The 23638-nt window shown below is 72.4% G+C and carries 20 protein-coding genes; 9 read left to right on the top strand and 11 right to left on the bottom strand.

The features are described from left to right. Position 1: 1 nt before the first annotated feature. The 4 genes from AQJ54_RS10915 to rsmH all read right to left on the bottom strand — a co-directional run bounded on the left by AQJ54_RS10915 (position 2) and on the right by rsmH (position 5356). Entirely contained in the window at positions 2–1522 is a 1521-nt protein-coding gene (locus AQJ54_RS10915; RefSeq protein ID WP_062025286.1) for a UDP-N-acetylmuramoyl-L-alanyl-D-glutamate--2,6-diaminopimelate ligase, read from the bottom strand. Positions 1523–1712: 190 nt separating this feature from the next. Beyond that, positions 1713–3689: a peptidoglycan D,D-transpeptidase FtsI family protein gene (locus tag AQJ54_RS10910; RefSeq protein ID WP_079069814.1), complete on the bottom strand. Its 1977-nt coding sequence runs from the start codon at positions 3687–3689 to the stop codon at positions 1713–1715. A gap of 5 nt (positions 3690–3694) precedes the next feature. Further along, complete coding sequence (ftsL, locus tag AQJ54_RS10905; RefSeq protein ID WP_079069813.1) at positions 3695–4348, bottom strand: cell division protein FtsL; 654 nt, start codon at positions 4346–4348, stop codon at positions 3695–3697. Between the two features lie 51 nt (positions 4349–4399). Continuing rightward, positions 4400–5356 carry a 16S rRNA (cytosine(1402)-N(4))-methyltransferase RsmH gene (gene rsmH, locus AQJ54_RS10900; RefSeq protein ID WP_079069812.1) on the bottom strand — a complete coding sequence of 319 codons (957 nt, stop codon included), beginning with the start codon at positions 5354–5356 and terminating at the stop codon, positions 4400–4402. A gap of 354 nt (positions 5357–5710) precedes the next feature. On the opposite strand from rsmH, the gene AQJ54_RS10895 reads away from it, so the two are divergent. The 4 genes from AQJ54_RS10895 (at position 5711) to AQJ54_RS10880 (ending at position 11373) form a co-directional block, all read left to right on the top strand. After that, positions 5711–6316 (top strand): beta-class carbonic anhydrase, encoded by a 606-nt coding sequence (locus AQJ54_RS10895; protein WP_079069811.1) that lies wholly within the window; start codon positions 5711–5713, stop codon positions 6314–6316. A gap of 244 nt (positions 6317–6560) precedes the next feature. Continuing rightward, complete coding sequence (locus AQJ54_RS10890; protein ID WP_030319006.1) at positions 6561–7595, top strand: AAA family ATPase; 1035 nt, start codon at positions 6561–6563, stop codon at positions 7593–7595. Next, positions 7595–8962, top strand: a complete 1368-nt coding sequence (locus AQJ54_RS10885; RefSeq protein ID WP_062236363.1) for a DUF58 domain-containing protein — start codon at positions 7595–7597, stop codon at positions 8960–8962. The genes AQJ54_RS10890 and AQJ54_RS10885 overlap by 1 nt, the downstream gene beginning before the upstream one ends. Further along, complete coding sequence (locus tag AQJ54_RS10880) at positions 8962–11373, top strand: transglutaminase TgpA family protein (RefSeq protein WP_062236360.1); 2412 nt, start codon at positions 8962–8964, stop codon at positions 11371–11373. The genes AQJ54_RS10885 and AQJ54_RS10880 overlap by 1 nt, the downstream gene beginning before the upstream one ends. Positions 11374–11487: 114 nt before the next feature. Here the strand turns inward: AQJ54_RS10880 and AQJ54_RS10875 are convergent, their stop codons facing one another. The 3 genes from AQJ54_RS10875 to AQJ54_RS10865 all read right to left on the bottom strand — a co-directional run bounded on the left by AQJ54_RS10875 (position 11488) and on the right by AQJ54_RS10865 (position 13779). Then, a complete protein-coding gene (locus AQJ54_RS10875; protein WP_062024748.1) occupies positions 11488–11880 on the bottom strand; it encodes a DUF3040 domain-containing protein in 393 nt (130 codons plus the stop codon). Positions 11881–12156: 276 nt separating this feature from the next. Then, positions 12157–12927, bottom strand: coding sequence for a methyltransferase (locus tag AQJ54_RS10870; protein WP_062024750.1), 771 nt, complete (start codon positions 12925–12927; stop codon positions 12157–12159). Positions 12928–13197: 270 nt separating this feature from the next. Next, a complete protein-coding gene (locus AQJ54_RS10865; protein WP_062236357.1) occupies positions 13198–13779 on the bottom strand; it encodes an SAV_6107 family HEPN domain-containing protein in 582 nt (193 codons plus the stop codon). 185 nt (positions 13780–13964) lie between these two features. Between AQJ54_RS10865 and AQJ54_RS10860 the strand changes: the two genes are divergently transcribed. The 5 genes from AQJ54_RS10860 to AQJ54_RS10840 all read left to right on the top strand — a co-directional run bounded on the left by AQJ54_RS10860 (position 13965) and on the right by AQJ54_RS10840 (position 20147). Further along, entirely contained in the window at positions 13965–14789 is an 825-nt protein-coding gene (locus tag AQJ54_RS10860; RefSeq protein ID WP_062237113.1) for an ATP-binding cassette domain-containing protein, read from the top strand. After that, entirely contained in the window at positions 14761–16845 is a 2085-nt protein-coding gene (locus AQJ54_RS10855; RefSeq protein ID WP_062236352.1) for a YhgE/Pip domain-containing protein, read from the top strand. Before AQJ54_RS10860 ends, AQJ54_RS10855 begins: the two co-directional genes overlap by 29 nt. Before the next feature lie 47 nt (positions 16846–16892). Beyond that, entirely contained in the window at positions 16893–17525 is a 633-nt protein-coding gene (locus AQJ54_RS10850; protein ID WP_062024758.1) for a TetR/AcrR family transcriptional regulator, read from the top strand. A gap of 441 nt (positions 17526–17966) precedes the next feature. Continuing rightward, entirely contained in the window at positions 17967–18572 is a 606-nt protein-coding gene (locus AQJ54_RS10845) for a DUF4126 domain-containing protein (protein ID WP_062024760.1), read from the top strand. A 63-nt stretch (positions 18573–18635) separates the two neighbouring features. Then, positions 18636–20147: a phytoene desaturase family protein gene (locus AQJ54_RS10840; protein WP_079069809.1), complete on the top strand. Its 1512-nt coding sequence runs from the start codon at positions 18636–18638 to the stop codon at positions 20145–20147. Positions 20148–20162: 15 nt separating this feature from the next. On the opposite strand, the gene AQJ54_RS10835 is transcribed toward AQJ54_RS10840, so the two are convergent. The 4 genes from AQJ54_RS10835 to AQJ54_RS10820 form a co-directional block, all read right to left on the bottom strand. Further along, the gene (locus tag AQJ54_RS10835; protein ID WP_062236345.1) at positions 20163–21116 is read right to left on the bottom strand and encodes an SCO2102 family sporulation regulator; all 954 of its coding nucleotides are present in this window, start codon (positions 21114–21116) and stop codon (positions 20163–20165) included. Between the two features lie 56 nt (positions 21117–21172). Beyond that, positions 21173–22096, bottom strand: a complete 924-nt coding sequence (gene metF, locus AQJ54_RS10830) for a methylenetetrahydrofolate reductase [NAD(P)H] (protein WP_051735453.1) — start codon at positions 22094–22096, stop codon at positions 21173–21175. Between the two features lie 98 nt (positions 22097–22194). Further along, positions 22195–22845, bottom strand: coding sequence for a thiamine phosphate synthase (gene thiE / locus AQJ54_RS10825; protein WP_062024766.1), 651 nt, complete (start codon positions 22843–22845; stop codon positions 22195–22197). Positions 22846–22940: 95 nt separating this feature from the next. Next, complete coding sequence (locus tag AQJ54_RS10820) at positions 22941–23312, bottom strand: Rv2175c family DNA-binding protein (protein WP_030319033.1); 372 nt, start codon at positions 23310–23312, stop codon at positions 22941–22943. Between the last annotated feature and the right edge of the window lie 326 nt (positions 23313–23638).

The raw sequence follows: 23638 nt of genomic DNA, 5'->3' as shown, positions 1-23638 counted from the left end.
TTCATCCCTGGGTCTTCTGGATGGCTTCTCGAAGCACCTGGCGGTCGTCGAAGGGACGGACCACCCCGGCGATGTCCTGGCCCTGCTCGTGGCCCTTGCCCGCGACGAGCACCGTGTCACCGGGCTGCGCGCGGGCGACGGCCGCGGCGATCGCGGCGGCCCGGTCCTCGAAGACCTGGACCTCGCCGCGTTCGTGCACGGGTACGGACGCCGCGCCCTGGAGCATGGTCGCGAGGATCGCGAGCGGGTCCTCGGAGCGCGGGTTGTCGGAGGTCAGTACGGCGGTGTCGGCGAGGCGGGCCACGGCGGCGCCCATGGGCCCGCGCTTGGTCGTGTCCCGGTCGCCCCCGCAGCCCAGCACGACGTGCACCTTGCCCTCGGTGACCTTGCGGAGGGCCTTGAGCACCGACTCGACGGCGTCCGTCTTGTGGGCGTAGTCCACGACCGCGAGGTAGGGCTGGCCGGCGTCCACGCGCTCCAGCCGGCCCGGCACGCCCGGCACCGCGGCGACACCGTCGGCGGCGGTCTGCGGGTCGATGCCCGCAGCGGCCAGGGCGACGATCGCGGCGAGGGTGTTCGCCACGTTGAAGGGGCCCGGCAGCGGCGACCTGGCGGTGATCCGCTCGTCCTTGGGGCCGAGCACGGTGAACGTCGAGTCCATCGGGCCGACCCGGACGTCCTCGGCACGCCAGTCGGCGTCGGGGTGCCCCTCGGCGGAGAAGGTGACGACCGGGACCGAGGCCTCCTTGACGAGCCGGCGGCCGTACTCGTCGTCGAGGTTGACGACGCCGAGCCGGCTGCGTTTCGGCGTGAAGAGCTGCGCCTTGGCCTGGAAGTAGTCCTCCATGCCGGAGTGGAACTCCATGTGCTCCGGGCTGAGGTTGGTGAAGACGCCGATGTCGAAGACGCAGGCGTCCACACGCCCGAGGACCAGCGCGTGGCTGGAGACCTCCATGGCGACCGCCTCGACGCCGCGCTCGCGCATGACCGCGAACAGCGCCTGGAGGTCGGTGGCCTCGGGCGTGGTGCGCTCGGACTTGATGCGCTCGTCGCCGATGCGCATCTCGACTGTGCCGATGAGCCCGGTGCTGCGGGAGGTCTTCAGACCGCCCTCGACGAGGTACGCCGTGGTGGTCTTGCCGGAGGTGCCGGTGATGCCGATCTGGAGCAGGTCACGGCCGGGGTGGCCGTAGATCGTGGCCGCCAGTTCGCCCATCCGCGCGCGCGGGTCGTCGACGACCAGGGCCGGAAGCCCGCTCGCGGCGGCGCGCTCGGCTCCGGCCGGGTCGGTGAGGACGGCGACCGCGCCGAGGCTCGCGGCCTGGCCGGCGAAGTCGGCGCCGTGCAGGCGGGCGCCCGGGAGGGCGGCGTACAGGTCGCCGGGGCGGACGGCGCGCGAGTCATGGGTGATGCCCGTGATCTCGGCGGCGGCTGCCGGGGTGGCGGCGCCCAGCTGATCGGCGAGCTCCGCGAGGGGTGTTGCGGAGACCCGGACCGGCCTGGGCGGTCCCGGATAGGTCACGGGTGCGCCCTTCTGGGTGGTTTGGGACTGATCAGCGTGTGGCACGGCGGTGAGCGTACCGGGCGTACCCGCCTCGGAGCGAAGTGAGGGGCGGGGCGTGCCCTGGTTACCGGCTGCGGAGGTGATCGTCGTCACGAGGTGGTTCCTGGTGGCCTTTCCGAGATGCGGAGCAGGTGTGAAGGGCCGCTGGTCACGGCGTGTAGGAGACGGGCAGCTTGGCCGGCTTCGCTCCCGTGGGCGGGACCTGGAGGGTCTTCAGGGCGAACTCCATGACCTGCTTGTAGACGGGTCCGCAGATCTGGCCGCCGAAGTAGCTGCCCTTGGTGGCGTTCTGGATGGCGCAGTAGACGGTGATCCGGGGCTGGTCGGCGGGCGCGAACCCGGCGAACGACGAGGTGTAGCCCTTGTACTTGCCGGTGGCCGGATCCACGCGGTTGGCGGTGCCCGTCTTTCCCGCGACCCGATAGCCGGGGATGCGCGCCTTGGTGCCGGTGCCCTCCTGGTCGTCCACCACGGACTCCAGCATCTGGGAGAGGGTCTTCGCCGTCTTCGCGCTGACGACCCTTGTCTCCTTGGGCTTCGCGGCGGGTGTGAAGCGTCCGTCGGGCCCCGTGGTGCCGCGGACGAGCGTGGGTTCGATACGGACCCCGCCGTTGGCGATCGTCGAGTAGACGGACGCGGCCTGCATCGCGTTGAGGGACACGCCCTGGCCGAAAGGAATCGTGTACTGCTGCGAGGTCGACCAGTCGGCGGGCTTGGCGAGGATGCCGGGGGTCTCGCCGGGGAAGTCCAGCCCGGAGTAGCTGCCGAGCCCGAACTTGCGCAGGTACGAGTAGAGGACCTGGTTGGCCTGCGCCTGGGTCTTGCCGAGCTGGCCGGTGGCCAGGATGGTGCCGATGTTCGAGGACTTGGCGAGCACGCCGTTGAGCGTGAGGTACCAGGTCTCGTGGTCGATGTCGTCCTTGAAGAGCCGGTCGCCGCGGTGCAGCCGGTTGGGCACGATGACATGGGTGAGCGGAGTGGCGACGCCCTGTTGCAGTACGGCGGCCATGGACATGATCTTGGCGGTGGAGCCGGGCTCGTAGGCGTCCTGGAGGGCCGCGTTGCCCATGTTGACCGAGCTCGCCTTGGACAGGTCGTTGGGGTCGAAGCCGGGCGCGTTGGCCATGGCGAGGACCTCGCCGGTCCGCGTGTCCTGCACTATCACGTACCCGCGGTCCGCCTTGGACTCCTTCACCTGGTCGGTGATGGCCTTCTGGGCGGCCCACTGGATGTCGCGGTCGATGGTGAGCTCGACGTCGCTGCCGGGCACCGCGGGCGTCTCGGTGGAGCCCACGGTGGGCACCTGCCGGCCCCCGGACTGGGCGTAGCGGATCTTGCCGTCCTTCCCGGCCAGCAGGCTGTTCAGCTCCTGCTCGACCCCGCCGCCGCCCTTGCCGTCGGCGTTGACCCAGCCCAGTATCCCGGCGGCGAGGTCGCCGTTCGGATACACCCGCTTGGTGGTCGGGACGGACAGGACGCCCCCGAGGACGTTGGCCGTGCCCGGGTCGGTCTCCGCCTTCGCCGCGAGCGCGCTCTTCAGGTCCTTGATCTGCTTCCAGACCTGCGGGGTGCGACGGCTCGCCAGCAGGACGTAGCGCAGCTTCTTGTCCTTGGGCCGCAGCTTCTGGACGATCGCCTCCTGGTCCTGCCCGAGGATCGGGGCGAGCAGCGCCGCGGCCTGCTCGGGGCCGTCGTCGATCTTCAGCTGCTTGCGGGTGAACAGCGTGGGGTCGGCCGTGATGTCGTACGCGTCCTCGCTGGTCGCGAGGGCCACCCCGTCGCGGTCGGTGATCCCGCCGCGCTCGGCGGCCAGGGTGTAACCGACGTACCGGTTCTGCTCGGCCTTGGCCGCATAGGTGCTCGCGTCGACGGCCTGCACCTGGAGCAGTCGTACGACGAAGGCGCCGAGCACCAGGGTCAGCGCGAGGCCGACCAGGCGCAACCGGGGGCGGGGGCTGCCCAGGCGGATCGTCTTGGGGGTCGCCGCGCGGGGCGCGGCGGGCCGGCGGGCCGGGCGGGCTCCGGGGCCCGGGCGCGGCCGGCCGACGGGGCGGGCGGAGCGCTCGGGGCGCGCGGGTCCTGGCACGCGGCGGCGGGGCGGCTGCCTGCCGGAATCGTCGGACACTGCCGTCACCTGCCGGGGTTCGGGGTCGGGTTCGTCAAGGTTGTGGCGTAGGAGGGCGCGGTCCCGGCGGGCGGGACGTCCAAGGGGGCGGCCCCGGTGGTCTGCTCGACGGTGTCGGGGGTCTGCCCGTCGGCTCCCGGGGTCTGCCCGGCGGCCCCGGGCTCGGTGGGGTCGGTCGGGGTCGGGACGGCCGACGGGGTGGAACCGGCCGCGGGCGTCGGGACGGTCGCGGCGGCGAGCACCTCGGGTGCGAGGACGAGCGGTTCCCGCAGGGAGGCCAGGTCGGCGCCGGAGGCGGGGGACGGCACGCCCTTGACGGTGCCGTCGGGGTCGAGGAAGGCCGGGTCGCCGCCGGGCACCATGCCGAGTTCCCGGGCGCGGCGCACCAGGGCCTCGGGTGCGGAGTAGGCGTCGATGTCCCGCTGGAGGGCCTGCTGCTCGTCGGTGAGGCTCTTGGTGTCCTTCTGGAGGTCGGTGAGCTTGAACGACCCTTCGCTGAGCGCGGAGTTCAGTACCAGCAGGCCGATGAGGCCGCCGCCGAGGAGCAGGACCACGAGGAGCACGAAGGGGGTGCGGGCCGCCTGTCCTGAGCTCGTCGGACCGGGGAACAGGCGCGCGAGACGGGCGGCCCTGCCCCTCAGTTCGGGTTTCCTACTCACACACCCTCCCGTGAGTCCGGTTTCCCAACTCACTGATGCGGCTTACGCACTTCACTCGATGGACTCCCTGATTCGCTCGGCGCCCCGGCAGCGCGCCGGTGCCGCCCGCCGGTTCTCGGCGATCTCTTCCTCGGTGGGAAGTTCGGCACCGCGCGTGAGCAGCTTGAGCCGGGGCTGGTAACGCTCGGGGACGACGGGCAGTCCGGGCGGTGCGGTGGTGGCGGCGCCGGCCGCGAAGACCTGCTTCACGAGCCGGTCCTCCAGCGAGTGGTACGACAGCACCGCGATCCGGCCGCCGACCGCGAGCGCCTCGACAGCGGCCGGGATCGCCCGTTCCAGGACGGCGAGTTCGCCGTTGACCTCGATGCGCAGGGCCTGGAAGGTGCGCTTGGCGGGGTTGCCGCCGGTGCGCTTGGCGGCCTGCGGCAGGGAGTCCCGGATCAGCTCGACGAGCCGCGCGCTGTTGGTGAAGGGCTCCCTCTCGCGCTCCCGCACGATCGCGGACACGATCCGCTTGGCCTGCTTCTCCTCGCCGTAGGCCCGCAGGATCCTGACGAGTTCGCCCGGCGGGTAGGTGTTGAGGACCTCGGCGGCGCTCATGCCGGTCGTCTGGTCCATGCGCATGTCGAGCGGGGCGTCCTGGGCGTAGGCGAAGCCGCGGTCGGCCTCGTCGAGTTGCATGGAGGAGACACCGAGGTCGAAGAGGACGCCCTGCACGCGCGCGATGCCGAGCCGGTCGAGGACGTCGGGGAGTTCGTCGTAGACCGCGTGCACGAGGGTGGCGCGCTCACCGAAGGGCGCGAGCCGCTCGCCGGACAGGCGCAGGGCCTCCTTGTCGCGGTCGAGGGCGACGAGCCGGGCCTCGGGGAAGCGCTGGAGCAGGGCCTCGCTGTGGCCGCCGAGACCGAGCGTGCAGTCGACGACGACCGCTCCGGGCCGCTCCAGCGCGGGGGCCAGCAGGTCCAGGCACCGCTGGAGCATCACCGGAACATGTCGACTCTGGCTCAAGGGGCCCTCTCAGATCCGGCGTGGCCGGACGCACCGCCGGGGCCCCGCCCGCCGGCGGAAGGGGAGGGCCTGCCGGCGCCGGAAGCGTCAGCCGACCGGAAGCGGGAGGAGGCCGAGCCGTACGTACGCGCCGCGCACGCGGGGAGACCGTCCGTGCGTGAGCCGGGGTCTCGGGGGAATGTCAGCGGGGAGGCCTCGCCTCCCGCTTCGCGTCACTTTAGTCCACGGTGTCTCGCGGTCAATCAACCGGCCTGCGCGTCGCGCATCGACGGGGACTCGAAGCGGCGAATGACCGGAAACCACCCGTTCGGGTGCACCAGGCACTCTTGTGGGTTACCTCACACCGAAGGCGTGATGACGCTCTTTTTCCCTTCCCACCGCAGGACCGGGTCCGCGGTGACCAGTAACGTCATGGTTATGACGACTTCCGCATCTGTTCCCACCGAAGGCGCCATAACCCGTGACGACTCCGTGACCGACCGCCTGGTCGACGCCAACACGCGGTACGCCGCGGCGTTCACGGACCCCGGGATGGACGCCCGCCCCGTCCTGCATGTAGCCGTGGTGGCCTGCATGGACGCCCGCCTCGACCTGCACGCCGCGCTCGGCCTGGAGCTCGGCGACTGCCACACCATCCGCAACGCGGGCGGTGTGGTCACCGACGACGTGATCCGCTCCCTCACCATCAGCCAGCGCAAGCTCGGCACCCGCAGCATCGTCCTCATCCACCACACCGGCTGTGGCCTCGAGGCGATCACCGAGGACTTCCGCAACGAACTGGAGATGGAGGTCGGCCAGCGTCCCGCGTGGGCGGTGGAGGCCTTCCGTGACGTCGACCAGGACGTACGGCAGTCCATGCAGCGGGTGCGGACCTCGCCGTTCCTGCTGCACAGCGACGACGTGCGGGGCTTCGTCTTCGACGTGAAGACGGGCCTGCTGCGCGAGGTCGACCCCGCCTAGGCCTCAGGCGGGGTCCTACCTGTCGTTTCGCTGTTGATTTCGGCCCCAGGGGTGCCTACAACGCCGTAAAACCCGACATAGTGCAGCCAGTTGTCCACAGTCGAGTGACACGAATCGGTAACGGCAGCAAGAATGCGGGTGTGGCGTCGCGCTGAGAGTTTCACGCGTGGTGTCCGTGATTCGGGGTGGGCCGATTACGCATCACAGAGCGTCGGCCCGGAAAGTACGGGCCGAGGAGGGCCGGGTGACCACCTATGACGATCGATCGAGCCTCACTGATCTGACCGCCGTCGTGGAGCGGGTACGCAGTTCGGTGGAGGGCGTGATCGAGGGGAAGCCCGAGGTCGTACGGCTCTCTCTGACCGTGCTGCTCGCCGAGGGACATCTTCTGATCGAGGATGTCCCCGGCGTCGGCAAGACCATGCTGGCCAAGGCCCTGGCGCGGTCCATCGACTGCTCGGTGCGCCGCATCCAGTTCACGCCCGACCTGCTGCCCTCGGACATCACGGGCGTGTCCATCTGGGACCAGCAGCGGCGTGACTTCGAGTTCAAGCCGGGCGCGATCTTCGCGCAGATCGTGATCGGCGACGAGATCAACCGCGCCTCGCCGAAGACCCAGTCGGCGCTCCTGGAGTCGATGGAGGAGCGCCAGGTCACCATCGACGGGCACACCTACGAGCTGCCCAGCCCCTTCATGGTGGTCGCCACCCAGAACCCGGTCGAGATGGAGGGCACCTACCCGCTGCCCGAGGCCCAGCGCGACCGCTTCATGGCCCGTGTCTCGGTCGGCTACCCGAGCGTCGAGGCCGAGTTGCAGATGCTCGACGTCCACGGCGGGGTGAGCCCGCTGGAGGACCTCCAGCCGGTGGCCCACGCGCACGACATCGTGAAGCTGATCGAGGCCGTCCGCGGCGTCCATGTCGCCGAAACGGTCCGGCGGTACGCCGTGGAGCTGGTCGCCGCCACCCGCACCCACCCCGACCTCAGACTCGGCGCCTCCCCACGCGCGACGCTGCACCTGCTGCGCGCCGCCAAGGCCGCCGCCGCCCTCAGCGGCCGCGAGTACGCGCTGCCGGACGACGTCCAGGCGCTCGCCGTGGCCGTGCTCGCCCACCGGCTGCTGCCCACCGCCCAGGCCCAGCTGAACCGGCGCACCGCCGAGCAGGTCGTGCAGGAGATCCTCCAGCGCACCGCGGTCCCCGCCGCGCCCCAGCAGGGCGGGACGGGGATCGGCCGGGTCGCGCCCGCGTATCCGCAGCAGCCGCCGCGGAGCCTGTGATGTCCACCGGGGTGCCCTCGGCCGGCGGCCCGGAGGCCGACCGGGGCGACAAGGGCGGGGTGCGCACCGCGCTGGCCGGCCTCACCACCCGCGGCCGCTCCTTCTTCGCCGCCGGCATCGCCGCGGCGATATGCGCGTACGTCCTGGGCCAGAGCGACCTGCTGCGGGTCGGCCTGCTGCTCGCCGTGCTGCCGCTGGTGTGCGCCACCGTGCTGTACCGCACCCGTTACCGGGTGGCGGGCAGCCGCAGGCTCTCCCCCGCGCGCGTGCCGGCCGGCAGCGAGGCCCGCGTCCATCTGCGCATGGACAACGTCTCGCGGCTGCCCACCGGCCTGCTGATGCTCCAGGACCGGGTGCCCTACGTCCTCGGCCCGCGCCCCCGCTTCGTGCTCGACCGCGTCGAGCCGGGCGGTCGCCGCGAGGTCTCCTACCGGGTCCGCTCCGACCTGCGCGGCCGCTACCCGCTGGGCCCCCTCCAGCTGCGCCTGACCGACCCGTTCGGGATGTGCGAACTGACCCGCTCCTTCTCGGCGTACGACACCCTGACCGTGATCCCGCGCGTGGAGGCGCTGCCGCCGGTCCGCCTGAGCGGCGAGGCCAAGGGGTACGGCGACGGACGGCAGCGCTCGCTCGCCCTGGCCGGCGAGGACGACGTGATCCCGCGCGGCTACCGCTACGGCGACGACCTGCGCCGGGTCCACTGGCGCTCCACCGCCCGCTACGGCGAGCTGATGGTCCGCCGCGAGGAACAGCCGCAGCGCGCCCGCTGCACGGTGCTGCTGGACACCCGGGGCCTCGCCTACGCGGGCGCGGGCCCGGACTCGGCCTTCGAGTGGGCCGTCTCGGGCGCCGCCTCGGTGCTGGTGCACATGCTCGAACGGGGCTTCTCGGTACGGCTGCTGACGGACACCGGCAACTCCGTGCCCGGTGAGGGCGCCGACGGCTTCGCGGGCGCAAGCCAGGGGACCGCGGACGCGGCCGGGCTGATGATGGACACCCTCGCGGTGATCGACCACTCCGACGGCACCGGCCTGTCGCTCGCGTACGACGTGCTGCGCAGCGGCAACGAAGGGCTGCTGGTGGCCTTCTTCGGCGACCTCGACGAGGAGCAGGCCGCGGTGGCCGCCAAGATGCGCCAGCGCAGCGGGGGCGCCCTCGCCTTCGTGCTGGACAGCGAGAACTGGGTCCGGGAACCGACCGACGTGCCCGGACCGGCGACGGAGCACGAGGGCCGGCTGCGGATGCTGCGCGAGGCGGGCTGGACGGCCCTGGGCGTGCCCAGGGGCACCTCGCTGGAGGAGCTGTGGCGCCTCGCGGACCGTGAGCGCACGGGCGTCGGCACGGCCGGCGCCGGGGAGGCATCGTGATGAGCGGGCGGGCACGACTGGCGCTGTGCGCGTGGGCGGCCACGCTGATGGCCGCGTGCGCCCTGCTCCCCCTGGTGGAGCCGGTCACCTGGATCGTCCAGGTGGCCTTCCTGCTCGGCGTCCAGACGGTGGTGGGCGCGATGACCCGGCGCGTCCCGCTGGCCCGGCCGCTGACGCTGGCCGCCCAGACAGCCGTCACGCTGATGATGCTGACCCTGATCTTCGCCCGCGGCCAGGCCCTCTTCGGGCTGATCCCCGGTCCGGGCGCCTTCCTGCACTTCGGTGACCTGCTCCAGCAGGGCGGCGACGACATCGCGCGGTACGCGATCCCGGCGCCACTGGAGTCCGAGGGCATCAAGCTGATGGTGTTCGGCGGGGTCCTGATCATCGGGCTCGCGGTGGACACCCTCGCGGTGACCTTCCGCAGCGCGGCCCCGGCGGGCCTGCCGCTGCTCGCGCTGTACTCCGTGGCGGCGGGGCTGTCCGACAGCGGGGGCGACTGGCTCTGGTTCCTGGTCGCCGCGGGCGGCTACCTGCTGCTGCTCCTGGCCGAGGGCCGCGACCGGCTCTCGCAGTGGGGCCGCGTCTTCGGCGGTGCCGCGCGCACCCCCGGCATCGACACCGGCCCCGTGGCCCCGGTGCGCACCGGGCGGCGCATCGGCGCGCTCGCCCTGGGCATCGCCCTCGTGGTGCCCCTCGGGCTGCCCTCGATGAGCGGCGGACTGCTGGACGCCACCGGGGCGGGCGTGGGCGCGGGCAACGGAAACGGCGGCACCATCTCCGCGGTGAACCCGCTGCTGTCCCTGCGCGACAGCCTGAACGTCGACGAGGACCGCCAGGTCCTGTCCCTCCAGACCGGCAGCAGCACCGACATCTCCAACTTGTACCTGCGGATCGTCTCCCTGGACGACTTCGACGGCCGCACCTGGAAGCCGTCCAAGCGCTCCATCACGGCCGTCCCGAAGGAGTTCCCCACCCCGATCGGCCTCGGCGCCGACGTCAACCGCACCAAGGTGGAGACGACCGTCTCGGCGGCGAACTGGTACGCCCAGGACTACCTGCCGATGCCGTACCCGCCGAGCGGGGTGAAGATCAGCGGCAACTGGCGTTACGAGCCCCAGGGCATGGCGCTCGTCGGCGACCACGGGCAGAACACGCGCGGGCTGACCTACCAGGTGACGAGCCTGGACGTGCAGCCCACCGCGGCGCAGCTGGCCTCGGCGCCGGCCGCTCCCCCGGCGATCGAGCGCGAGTACACCGAGCTGCCCGACTCGCTGCCGGCGGTGGTGGGCAGGACCGCGCGCGAGGTCACCGCGGACGCGAAGAACCCCTACGAGCAGGCGGTCGACCTTCAGGACTACTTCGCGGTGACCGGCGGGTTCGAGTACGACACCCAGGTGGAGGTCGGTGACGGGCCCAACGCGATCGCCAACTTCCTGCGCGACAAGCGCGGCTTCTGCGTCCACTTCTCGTTCGCCATGGCGGCGATGGCCCGCTCCCTGGGCATCCCGGCCCGGGTGGCGGTGGGCTTCGCGCCCGGCACCCCGCAGGCGGACGGCTCGGTGTCGGTGGGGCTCAAGGACGCCCACGCCTGGCCCGAGCTGTACTTCGAGGGTGTCGGCTGGACCCGCTTCGAGCCCACCCCGACCCGGGGCACGGTGCCGTCGTACACGGTCCCGGACGCCACCGGCAACGCGAACCCCGACATTCCGCGGCCGAGCGCGGGCTCGTCCACGGCGCCCTCGGCCTCGGCCTCGGCGAGCGAGAGCTGCTCGCCGCAGCTGCGGAAGCTGGAAGCGTGCGACAGCGCGTCCCCGGCGGCGGTGGCGGGCGGCGGCGGTGGCGGCCCCTGGTGGGCCGTACAGGGCTCGTGGTGGTACCTGAAGCTGCTGTTCTGGGTCCTGTTCGGGCTGGCCGTGCTCCTGGTCCCGCTGTCGCCGATGCTGTGGCGGCTGCGCACCCGTGCCGCCCGGCTGGGCGGTCACGGCCGCAGCGAGGCGGACGCGGCCGTGCACACCCTGGCGGTCTGGCAGGAGCTGACCGACACGGCGTGGGACTTCGGGATCCCGCCGGACGACTCGCAGACACCGCGCAAGGCCGCGGCGCGGATCGTACGGCTCGGGCATCTGGAGACCTCGGCCGCGGCCTCGGTGCACCGGGTGGCGGACGCGGTGGAGCAGGTCCTCTACGCCCCTCGGCCACGGCTCACGGCCGGTCTCGCCCAGGACGTCCACCAGGTGATCGGCGGTCTGCGCGGTTCCGTCGGCCGGGGCACCCGGGTGCGCGCGCTGATCGCGCCGCGTTCGACCGCTCGGGTGGTGTGGGCGGCGTCGGAGTGGTGGGCCGGGGTCCGCGCCAGGGTGGCGGCGGCCCGGCCGACCCTGCGCAGGCCGTCGGGTCAGCAAGGCTGAAAAAGCCCCCTCGCGCAGGCCCGCCAGGGCCTGCGCGAGGGGGTGAGCAGAGGGGGTGAGCACCCTGTCGGGTGCTCACCCCCTCACACATCTGTGGGAGCTGGTCGCGAGCGGCTACTGGCCGCCCTGCTCGTCACGGCGCTTCTGCCAGCGCTGCTCGATCCGGTCCATCATCGAGCGCTTCTGACGCGCCTGCCGACGGGCATGCGGAGCGCCGGCCGGCTGTTCACCGGGCTTGGGGGCCTTGCGCCAGCCGGTCACGGCGAGAACCGCGCAGCCGAGCATCACGAGGAAGCCCACCACGCTGAGCCAGACCTGCTTGGCGACCATACCGGCCATGAGGAGCGCGATACCCACGAGGAAGCCGGCAACCGCCTGGTAGACCCGCCGCCGGGTGTACGTACGCAGCCCGCTTCCCTCGAGCGCCGACGCGAACTTGGGATCTTCGGCGTACAGCGCTCGCTCCATCTGCTCGAGCATGCGCTGCTCGTGCTCCGAGAGCGGCACGGAGTCCTCCTCATCGTGCAGTCGCCGGGGCGACTCGGGGGGTCCCTTCAGGATAGGCAGGGAATCGCCCCCGTGAAACCCGCCCCTCTGCGCCAATTGGCCAACCGGAATCCGCCATGAACACTCCGGCTGCTGAATCTGTCATTCCCCAGCGGCCGTCCCGTCATGCCGGGCGGTCTCCCTCGATCATACGGCGCTGAGCGCCCGATCGGGGGGCCTGTGGCGTACTCCATGCGCCATCAAGTACCTGATCAGCACTACGGCACAGGAGGCGACTCAGGCCCCGGCCGTCTCCCGCGTCTCGCCGAGCACATGGAGCTGGGTGGCCACCGAGTGGAAGGCGGGGAGCTCGGCCGCCGCCTCCTCCAGCTTCAGGAGGGCCTCCACGGCGCCGGGCTCGGTGTCCACGAGGACGCCGGGGACGAGGTCCGCGAAGACCCGCACGCCGTGCACGGCGCCCACGCTCAGGCCCGCGCCCTCCACGAGCGCGGTGAGCTGTTCGGCGGTGAAGCGGCGCGGCACCGGGTCGCCGTCGCCCCAGCGGCCGTCCGGGTCGCCGAGGGCCTGCCGGGCCTCCTTGAAGTGGCCGGCCAGGGCCCGCGCGAGCACGGCACCGCCGAGTCCCGCGGCGAGCAGACTGAGGACGCCCTCGGGGCGCAGGGCGGCCACCACGTTGCGCACGCCCTCGGCCGGGTCGTCCACGTACTCCAGGACGCCGTGGCACAGCACGACGTCGTAGGCGCCGCGCTCGGCCACGTCGAAGAGGCCGTGGGCGTCGCCCTGGACGCCGCGGACCCGGTCGGCGACTCCGGCCTCCGCCGCGCGGCGCTCCAGCGCGAACAGCGCGTTGGGGCTGGGGTCGACGACGGTGACCTGGTGCCCGAGACGGGCGACGGGCACCGCGAAGTTGCCGCTGCCGCCTCCGGTGTCGAGGACGTCCAGCGCCGGGCGTCCCGTGGCCTTGACCCGGCGGTCGAGGGCGTCCTGGAGGACGTCCCAGACCACGGCGGTACGGAGGGAGGCGCGGGGTCGCAGCGGGTCCGGCACGGCAGTTGGCTCCTCGGCGCGCAGGGGAAGGCTTCAGGCGCCCTCCACCCTATTGCCTCCGCCGCCCCACCTGGGCACTCCGGTGGCCCGCCCGGCCGCCCGTCTCGTACGGCGGACCCGGCCGGGCCCCTGCGACCCGGGGCGCGGCCCGCCCGCCACCCGGCGTCTCGCCCGGCGACTCATCGGCACTCGTCCGCCGTCTCATCGGCATTTCGCCCGGCGACTCATCGGCGTCTCGCGCACCGTCTCATCGCCGTCTCATCCGCCGGCTCATCCCGCGTCCGGGAAGTCGCGTTCGCGGTCACGGTCGGTGCCGCGGGCCCCCTCCTCGGCCCCCTCCGGGTCCTGGCGCGGCTGCGGCAGGACCGGCTGGAGGACCAGCATCCGCTCGACGAGGCGCAGGAACATCGCCACGTCACGTATGAGGTCGTCGGCGTCCCGGCGGCTGGCCGCGCCCTGGATGCCTGCCTCCGCCCGGGCACGGCGCCGGGCGCCGGAGGCGAAGAGCGCGCTCCACTCGGCGAGCTCGGGGGCGATCTCCGGGAGCACTTCCCAGGCGCTGCGGATCTTGGCACGGCGTCGGGGCGTGGGCTCCGGACGCCCCCGCGCGGCGAGTACGGCGGCCGCGGTGCGCAGGGCGGCGAGGTGTGCCGTGGCGTAGCGCTCGTTCGACGTCTCCAGCGCCGAGGCCTCGTCCAGGCCGGCGCGGGCCTGGGCGAGCAGGTCGAGGGCGGCGGGCGGGGCCGTCGCCCGGCGCAGCACGGGGTGCACGTCGCTCGCCGGGCCGGTCAGTGAGGGGGCAGGGCCGGTGGCGCGGCGCCGACGGGCGGCGGCTGCGTGGTAGCTGGCCATGACGAACCTCCTGTCGTCTGGTTGACGGCAGCTCCCGCTACGGAGTGCCGTATGTGCCCATCGTGAGGTATGGCACTGACAATCCGTTCTGACCTGCTGTTTTGCTTCGGACGTAGGTTCGGGTCTATTTTTGCACTGACCAGTCAGTTCAAAAAGTTGTCACTTCGAGGAATCAGGGGGTGGCCGTGGACGGAGTCGACGTCACGGCCCAGGGGTTCGGGTTGAAGGGCCCTCGCGGCTGGGCGTTCCGCGGGATCGATCTCGCCGCGGAGCCCGGTGCGCTGATCGCCGTGGAGGGGCCCTCGGGGTCCGGGCGGACGAGCCTGCTGCTCGCGCTCACCGGGCGGATGAAGGCCACCGAGGGATCCGCCATCGTGGGCGGGGCCCGGCTGCCGAAGCAGCTCGCGGCGGTGCGCCGGTTCAGCGCGCCGGCCAATGTCGCCGGGGTCACCGACCTCGACCCGGCCCTCACCGTCGGGGAGCACCTGCGCGAACGGGCGCTGCTCCAGCGCCGGTTCGGCGACTCGGTGCGGGCGCTGGTACGGCCGCGCGCCGAGCGTGCGGCCGAGTCGGGGCTGCGGATCGACACCGCCCTCGCGGCCGCCGGGCTCGACAGGGAGGCACTGCCCAAGGGCGCGCGGACCGCCGTACGCGATCTGGAACGGCTGGAGGCACTGCGGCTTTCGATCGCCCTCGCGCTGATCGGCCGTCCGCGACTGCTCGCCGTCGACGACCTGGACCTGAAGCTGTCCGACGCCGAGCGCGCCGAGGCCTGGGCCCTGCTCAGGTCGCTCACCGCGACCGGGACGACGGTCCTGGCGGTGTGCAGCGAGGCCCCGGAGGACGCCGTGACGGTGTCCACGCGCCCCGAAGCTGCCGAAGCCACCGAAGCTGCCGAGGCCACCGACGCCACCGACGCCACCGACGCCACCGACGCCACCGACGCCACCGACGACGAGCAGAACCGGAAGGAGACGGGCGATGCGCTCACCGAGACTGGCCGCGCTTGAGCTGCGCCGCTTCGGCAGGGGGAAACTGCCGCGCGCCGCACTGGTGGCCCTGCTGGTGCTGCCGCTCCTGTACGGCGCCCTGTACCTGTGGTCCTTCTGGGACCCCTACGGCCGCCTGGACCGCATCCCGGTGGCCCTCGTGAACGACGACAAGGGGGCCACCGCCGACGGCCACCGGCTCACGGCGGGCGCGGACATCACCAAGGGGCTGCACAAGAGCGACACCTTCGACTGGCACCAGGTGAGCGCCGAGGAGGCCCGCAAGGGCGTCGAGGACGGCACCTACTACCTGTCGCTGACAATGCCGGCCGACTTCAGCCGGCGGATCGCCTCCAGCGCGGGCGACTCGCCCGAGACCGGCGCGCTCCAGGTCCGTACGAACGACGCCAACAACTACATCGTCGGGCAGATCTCGCGCACGGTCTTCGCCGAGGTGCGCCAGGCCGCGTCCACCAAGGCCTCGCGGTCCTTCCTGGACCGGATCTTCATCTCCTTCTCCGACATCCACGGCGCCACCGTGAAGGCCGCGAACGGCGCGGACGACCTGGAGGGCGGCATCGGCAAGGCGGAGAAGGGGTCCCAGGACCTCGCCGCGGGCCTGAAGGACGCCCAGGCGGGCAGCGGCAGGCTCTCCGACGGGCTGGCACGGCTCGACTCGGGCTCCGGCGACCTCGCGGACGGCGCCCGGCAGGTCGCGGACGGCACCCGGACGCTCGCCGACCGGGTCAACGGCATCGCCGACAAGGTGGGGCCCTTCGTCGCGGACAACGAGAAGAGCATCGGCGACACCGCGCGGCTCGTCGCCGACTCGGCCGGAGCCGTTCGCCACAACCTCGGCACCCTGGTGAGGACCGCCCCGGCGGCCGCCCAGGGGGCGCACAAGGCCGCCGACACCCTGAACGCCGTCTACAAGGCCCGCTGCACGGACGCGGTCCTGCCGGACCCGGCCTGCGCGGACCTGAAGAAGGCCCAGCAGGCCGCCTCCGACGCGGCGAGGGTCGCCGACGACGTCAACGTCCTGGTCGCCGACCAGAACGGCGACCTGAAGAAGCTCGACGGACAGCTCGCCACCCTCCAGAAGCAGGCGAAGGCGCTCGCCGACCGGTCGCCCCGGCTCTCCGAGGACCTCGACGACGCCGTCGCCAAGATCGACAAGCTGAACGCGGGCGCGCAGAAGGTCGCCGCAGGCGCGAGGACGCTGCATTCGGGCCTGGGCAGCGCCACGACCGGCGCCCAGACCCTGGACGACGGGATCGGCAGGCTCAGCAGCGGCGCCGACACCCTGAGCGGCGGCATGTACAAGCTCGCCGACGGCTCCGGGAAGCTCGCGGGCGGCCTCCACGACGGCGCCTCGCGGATCCCCGACTACGACAAGAAGGACCGCGACCAGCGCACCGACGTGATGGCCGACCCGGTCCAGCTGGTCTCCAGGGACCTGCACAAGGCGCCGAACTACGGCACGGGGTTCGCCCCGTACTTCATCCCGCTGTCCCTGTGGGTGGGCGCGATGGTGGCCTACATGCTGATCACGCCGATGAACCGCAGGGCGCTCGCCGCCGGTGCCGCGGCCTGGCGGATCGCGCTCGCGGGCTGGCTGCCGGTGGTGGCGATCGGGGTGCTCCAGACGCTGGCCCTGATGTCGGTGCTGCACTGGGCCGTGGGCCTCCAGATGGCCCGCGCGGCCGGGACCGTGGGCTTCCTGTTCCTGGTGACGGCGTGCTTCGCGGCGATCGTCCAGTGGCTGAACGCCCGCTTCGGAGCGGCCGGCCGGATCCTGGTCCTGGCCCTGCTGATGCTCCAGCTGACGTCCGCGGGCGGCACCTACCCCGTCCAGACCAGCCCCGGGTTCTTCAACGCCCTCCACCCGTTCCTGCCGATGAGCTACGTCGTCGAGGCCCTGCGCAGGCTCATCACGGGCGGCGGTCTCACTCCGGTGTGGCACGCGTGCGTGGTGCTCCTCGCCTTCACCGCGGGCGCGCTGGCGCTGACCGCCGTGTCCGCGCGTCGCCGGCAGGTGTGGACCTTGGACCGGCTGCACCCGGAGCTGACGCTGTGAGCCGTTCCGGCACCTCAGGGGCCCTGTCGCCTGTGAGAATCAGAGGCATGGAAAGCAGCAGCGCCACGGCGGGCGTCAGCACGCGCCGCGAAGCCACCCGGCAGAAGCTCTACGAGGCGGCCGTCACGCTCATCGCCGAGCAGGGCTTCTCCGCCACCACGGTCGACGAGATCGCCGAGCGGGCCGGGGTCGCGAAGGGCACGGTCTACTACAACTTCGCGAGCAAGTCCGTCCTCTTCGAGGAGCTGCTGCGGCACGGCGTGGGCCTGCTCACCACCTCCCTGCGGGAGGCGGCGGAGTCGACGGCCCGCGCGGGCGGCGGCAAGGTGGACGCGCTGGACGCGATGATCCGCGCGGGTCTCGTCTTCATCGAGCGCTACCCGGCCTTCACCCAGCTGTACGTGGCCGAGCTGTGGCGCACCAACCGGGCATGGCAGTCCACGCTCATGGTGGTCCGTCAGGAGGCCGTGGCGGTCGTGGAGGGCGTGCTGCGAGAAGGCGTGGAGAACGGCGAGTTCAGCGAGGAGATCGATGTCCCGCTGACCGCCGCCGCCCTGGTCGGCATGGTCCTGGTGGCCGCCCTCGACTGGCAGTCCTTCCAGCCCGAACGCTCCCTGGACGACGTGCACGCGGCGCTGTCGCGGCTGTTGCAGGGGCGGGTGAGCGGGCGCAGGGGCTGACACCCGCCCGGCACCTGGCCGGTACTCGACCGATATCCGGCCGCTGTCCGGCTGACAGGCGAAAGCGCCGGTCCGTTGTGGCCGCGTCCCCCGCGGGCCACCCCGAACCGGCGCCTTCTTCCCCCGATTCCCCCGTTCCCCCACGTCCCCCCGGTTCCCCCCGTTGGGCCCCCGTTCGGTCGTTCCCCCGCTTTCCGGGTTCCCCCGTGCCTCGCTCCCGCCGACCGCGGTCGACGGAAGGAGCGGGTCCGGGGCGGCTCCGTTCCGGCGCCCCGTGTCGCCGGTGCCGGAGCCGTTCCCCTTCGCCGTGCCTCCACTCTCCCGTTCACGCAGGTCGAGGCCCATCCGCGCGCGTACTCATCTCAGGTCCTAGGTACGGATACTCAGTCCTGCGTGCTCACCCCCAGGACGGCCTGTGGCCGACTGGTTACCATCGCGTCCGTGTCCGTACTCCCCTTGGTGTTCACCAGCGGCTGGGCCAGCGGTGTCAACGCGTACGCGGTGGTGCTGCTGCTCGGCGTCTTCGGCGCGACCGGGCTGAGCGACGACGTCCCCGAGACCCTTCAGCGCCCCGAGGTCCTCGTCGTGGCGGGCCTGCTGTTCCTGTGCGAGGCGGTGGCCGACAAGATCCCGTACGTCGACTCGGCGTGGGACTCCGTGCACACCGTGGTCCGCCCGGTCGCGGGCGCCTGGGTCGGCGCGCTGCTGGCCGGCCAGAGCGGTTCGCTCAACGACGTGGTCGCGGGTCTGGTGGGCGGCTCGACGGCACTGGCCAGCCACACGGTCAAGGCGGGCACGCGCATGGCCGTGAACGCCTCTCCGGAGCCGTTCAGCAACATCGTGCTGAGCCTGGCCGAGGATCTCGGCGTGGCCGGCATCGTCTCGTTCGCGATCTTCCACCCGGAGGCGGCGGCGACCATCGCGGGCGTCCTGCTGGTGGCGGGCCTGGTGGTGCTGTACTTCCTGATCTCCCGCATCCGGAGATTCCGCAGACGCCGGGCGCAACGCCGGGAGGAGCGACGGCTGGCGGCACGGCCACCTGCCTGAGGGCCGCCGGGCGAGCACCCCTGTCGGCCCGGACTGTCAGTGGCGGCCGATAAAGTCGCAGGCATGGCAAGGATTGCGGTGATCGGCGCCGGGATGGGCGCGATGGCGGCCGCTGCCCGGCTGGCCGTCGCGGGTCATCGGGTGGCGGTGTACGAGCGTACGGAGACGTACGGCGGAGCGGTGCGCCGCTTCGAGCGGGACGGCTTCGCCTTCGACACAGGACCGGGGATGCTCACGCTCCCCGCGGTCTACCGCGATCTGTTCGTCAAGACCGGCAAGGAGCCGCTGGAGTCGGTCGTCGACCTGGTCCAGGTCGACCCCTCGTCACGGCACGTCTTCGCGGACGGCACCGAGGTGTCCCTGCCGAACGCGTCCCGCGCGGGAGTGGTCGCCGCGCTGGACGAGGCCCTCGGTGAGGGGGCCGGCGCACGCTGGGGCGACTTCCTGGTCCGGGCCCGCGAGGCCTGGGACCGCACCCGCAGACCGCTCCTGGAGGAGCCGCTGTGGCCCAACTGGTCGGTGCTGGCCCAGCGTGAGCCGTATCCGTCGGTCCCCCACAAGAAGTTCCTGCGCACCCGGCGGGCCCGCACCCTGTCCGAGATCGGCGCCTGGGAGCTGCGTGACCCCCGGCTCCTGTCCCTGCTGGAGGGCTACGCGCTCGCGTACGGCCTCGACCCGGGCAGCGCTCCGGCCAGCGCCGCGATCCTGCCGTACATGGAGCACGCCTTCGGGACCTGGTATGTCCGGGGCGGCATGCGGGAGTTGGCGCGGGCCGTCCACGAGCGGTGCGTCAAGCGCAAGGTGGAGTTCCACTTCGGCGCCGAGGTGACGGGTGTCCTGGAGAAGGACGGTCGCGCGAGCGGTCTGGAGCTGGCCGACGGGACGCTCGTGGAGGCGGACACCGTCGTCGGCGGCGGGCCCTGGCGACTGCGCGGGCTCCTGCCGGGACGTGAGCTCTACGGCACCGAGGACGTCCCCCCGTACGCCGAGAACCTGCGTCTCGGCCGGGTCGTGGTCTGTCTCGCGTTGCGCGGAGCGCGGCAGCAGGACGCCGCGCACCGCACGGTGGTGCACGGCACCGACCCGGAGGGCGAGCTGTGCGACTTCGCGCACGGGGAAGTGCCCTCGCCCGAGCCCACCGTGTGGATCGACCGCCCGGACGACCCGGCCCTGCGTCCCGACGCGGACCACGAGTCCGTGGTGCTGACGGCGACCGTGGCGTCCCAAGGGAGCTTCGACTGGACCGCTCCGGGGGCCGCCGACGCCTTCGCGGACAGGATGGTCACCGCCGCCGAGCGCGCGCTGCCGCACCTCCGGGAGCGGATCCTGTGGCGCGAGGTACGGACGCCCCTGCACACCGAGCGAGAGACGGGAGCCGAAGGCGGTGCGGTACCGCCGCCCTCACTGGCCGGCGGCAGCAGCATGCTGCATCCCTCCAACACCACAGCCCTCCCAGGCCTGTTCACCGTCGGCGGCTGGTCTCACCCGGGTGGTGGGCTCGCGCACGCCGGCATGTCGGGGGCCCTGGTCGCCGGACTCGTCGTGGAGGGACCGGAGTTCCGCGGCTCGCAGTGAGGGCGCCCGCCGGGGTCAGAAGCGGTACTGCTCGTCGTACCCCTGGCCCTGGTGCCCCTGACCGCTGTTGTCCTGGTAGTACTGCTGCTCCTGCGGGAGTTCGGCGCCGTACTCGTCGGTGCGCTGCTGCGGCACCCACACCCCGCCGGCCGGCGTCTCGCCGCCGTAGGTCCCGCCGTACTGGTCGTAGCCCTGCTGGGCGAACTGCTGCTGACCGCCGTAGGAGGTGTCGTACGACCCCGTCCCGTAGGTCTGGGTGCCGATGTACGGGTCGGAGTAGGCGGCGTACTGCTGCCCGCCCGTGTCGTAGCCGTACTGCTGCTGGTCGTAGCCGGTGTAGCCGTCGTAGCCGTACGTCTGGTCGGCGGCGGCCGTCGCGTACTGGTCCTGGGGCTGGCCCGCCGTGGCGTAGGACTGGTCGCCGCCGTAACCGGCGTCGCTGTACACGCCGTAGGAGCCGGTGTCGTCGGGCATGGGCTGGGGCTCGTAGACCGAGGTGGTCTCGGCGGCCGTGGCGGTGCGCGCGGGGGTGAAGACGTCGTCGCGGTCGTAGTCGTCGTCGTGACCGTACCCGGCGGTGTCCGGGAGACCCTGGTCGTAGCCGGTCTCGTCGCGGTAGGCCGCGGCCTCCGGCTCCGGGGCCTGCGGCGCGGCCTCCTCGCGGCCGCGCTCCCGGCGGGTCTTCTTGCCGCCGGTCAGACCTTCCAGCGCGGCCGGCGGGTTGACCGCCCAGCCCTGCTCGAAGCCGCGCCGGAACGACAGGGTGACGTAGGTCTGACCGACCGCGAAGGCGATCGCGCCGAGGCCGATGACGACCACCTGCGAGATGAGCACGCCGGCGACCACGCCCAGGAAGCCGACGAAGGCGAGCACCCGCCAGCGCAGCCGCGCCTTGTACTGCAACAGCACTTCGCCGAGCAGCCACAACGCGACGAATCCGAACGCGATGTAGAGGACCGTCCAGCCCATGTACGCCCCTCTCCCAGTGACCGCTACGCAGTGTGTCGTATGTCCGTGCGGCCGGTCTAGGCCTGCGGTCGGTGGTGCAGGCCCAGGTTTTCGTAGATTTCCAGCGATGCCGTGGAGTTGTTGAGCGTGATGAAGTGCAGTCCGGGCACTCCCTCGGACAGCAGTCGCGCGCAGAACTCCGTGGCGAACTCGATTCCGATTGAGCGTACAGCGGTCGGATCGTCCTGTGCTGTGAGGATCCGCTCTTTCAGGGCGGAGGGGATGATCGCGTTACTGAGCTGCGGGAGCCGCTCCAGCATGCGCACGCTGGTCACGGGCATGATCTCCGGGATGACGGGGGTCGGGCAGCCGGCGGCGTCGACTCGGTCACGCAGCCGCAGATAGGACTCCGGCTGGAAGAACATCTGGGTGATGGCGTAGTCGGCGCCCGCGCGGCACTTGTCGACGAAGTGGGAGACGTCGGTGTCCCAGTCCGCGGAGCGTGGGTGCATCTCCGGGAAGGCGGCCACGCCGACGCAGAAGTCGCCCGACTCCTTGATGAGTTGGACGAGTTCGGCCGCGTAGGTCAGACCCTGCGGGTGGGCCAGCCAGTCGCCCATGGGGTCGCCGGGCGGGTCGCCGCGCACGGCGAGCATGTTGCGGATCCCGGCGTCGGCGTACTGGCCGATGATGTTGCGCAGTTCGGCGATGGAGTGGTTGACCGCGGTGAGGTGGGCGACCGGGGTCAGGGTGGTGTCCGCGACGATCTGCTCGGTCTCCTTGACGGTGCCCGCACGGGTGGACCCGCCGGCCCCGTAGGTCACGGAGACGAAGTCCGGGGCGACCGCCTCGACCCTCCTGAGCGCGCTCCACAGGTTTCGCTCACCCTTGGGAGTCTTGGGCGCCGAGAACTCGAAGGAGTACGTCGTCTTGCCCGTGGCGAGCATGTCGCGCACGGTGCGTGCGCGGTCAGTCCTGGTGGATGCGGTTCCTAGGGCCATACCGGAAGGTTAGTCAGGGGGCGGCGACCACCCAACCTGATCCGGGAAATTTGCCCGGATTGTCGACTTGTTGTCCACCCCTCGGACACCTGGAGCGGTTACAGCGCGTGCCGGACCCGCTTCGCGAACTCCGCGGCTGCCGCGCCGGGGTCGTCCGCCTCGGTGATCGCCCGGACGACCACGACCCGGCGGGCCCCGGCCTCCAGGACCTCGTCGAGGTTGCCGAGGTCGATGCCTCCGATGGCGAACCAGGGACGGTCGGTGCCCAGGGCCGCGGTGTACCGGACCAGGTCCAGGCCGGGGGCGTGCCGGCCGGGCTTGGTGGGGGTCGGCCAGCACGGGCCGGTGCAGAAGTAGTCCACGCCGTCCTGCACCGCGGCCGCGGCGGCCTCCGCCTCGGCGTGCGTGGAGCGGCCTATCAGGACGTCGTCGCCGAGGATCGCCCGGGCGGCGGGGACGGGGAGGTCGCCCTGCCCCAGATGGAGGACGTCGGCGGCGGCCGCGTGGGCCACGTCGGCCCGGTCGTTGACCGCGAGCATCCTGCCGTGCCGGGCACAGGCCTCGGCGAGGACCGTCAGGTGCTCCAGCTCCTCGGCCGCCTCCATGCCCTTGTCCCGCAGCTGCACGATGTCGACGCCGCCGGCCAGGACGGCGTCCAGGAACTCGGGAAGGTCGCCCTGGCGCCTGCGGGCGTCCGTGCACAGGTAGACACGGGCGTCGGCGAGCCGGGTGCGGGCGGTGTCGGGCATGCGGGAGTCTCCCCCGGTTTCGGCGGTGTACGGGCCGTGCTCGACCGCGGCCGCGGCCTCTGTGCGGGCCCGGCCCGTACGCCGGTGCTGTCAGGTCAGACGGCGAGCGCCTGGGCCCGGCGCTTCACCTCCGTGCCGCGATTCTCGCTCAGGGCCTGCGCGGGGGTGCCGGGCAGGCTCTCGTCGGGGGTGAAGAGCCACTCCAGCATCTCTTCGTCGGTGAAGCCGTCGTCCCTCAGGAGCGTCAGGGTCCCGGCCAGCCCCTTGACGACCTTCTGCTCGGCCCCGTCGATGAAGGCGGCGGGGACGTGCAGCGCGCGGTTCTCACCACGGCGTACGGCGATGAGCTGGCCCTCCTTGACCAGCTGCCGCACCCGCGTCACCTCGACGTCGAGCAGCTCCGCGATGTCGGGGAGGGTGAGCCAGGCGGGGACGAGTGCATCGATCTTTGCGTCAATCTCGGTCACGGGATTAAGCGTGCCATCCCACACTGACAGTCGGAAGCCGGGGCGCCTCCGGCGGGGGAACGGGGGGCGGTTTCGCCGGTGCCGACGACACCGGCGGGGGGCTGGACCGGGACGTGGATCCCGGCGGGGGGGCCGGAGCGGGACGTGGATCCCGGCAGCGGGACCTGCCCGGCGGGGACCCCTGCATCGGGACCGGCCCAGGCCCCCGGCAGCTGGACGGCCCCGGGCCCCGGCGGGTCGGCCCGAGGATTCCGAGAGCGCCTGGCCACCGCGGAGACCCCGTGAGTGGGCCGACCCGGGGAGACCCTGACGCCGGCCACCCCCGA

Source organism: Streptomyces griseorubiginosus (genome assembly GCF_001514195.1).
GTDB classification, from domain to species: domain Bacteria; phylum Actinomycetota; class Actinomycetes; order Streptomycetales; family Streptomycetaceae; genus Streptomyces; species Streptomyces griseorubiginosus.
The sequence above is the reverse complement of the archived record's forward strand: the minus strand, read 5'-3'. Positions and strand labels throughout refer to the sequence as shown.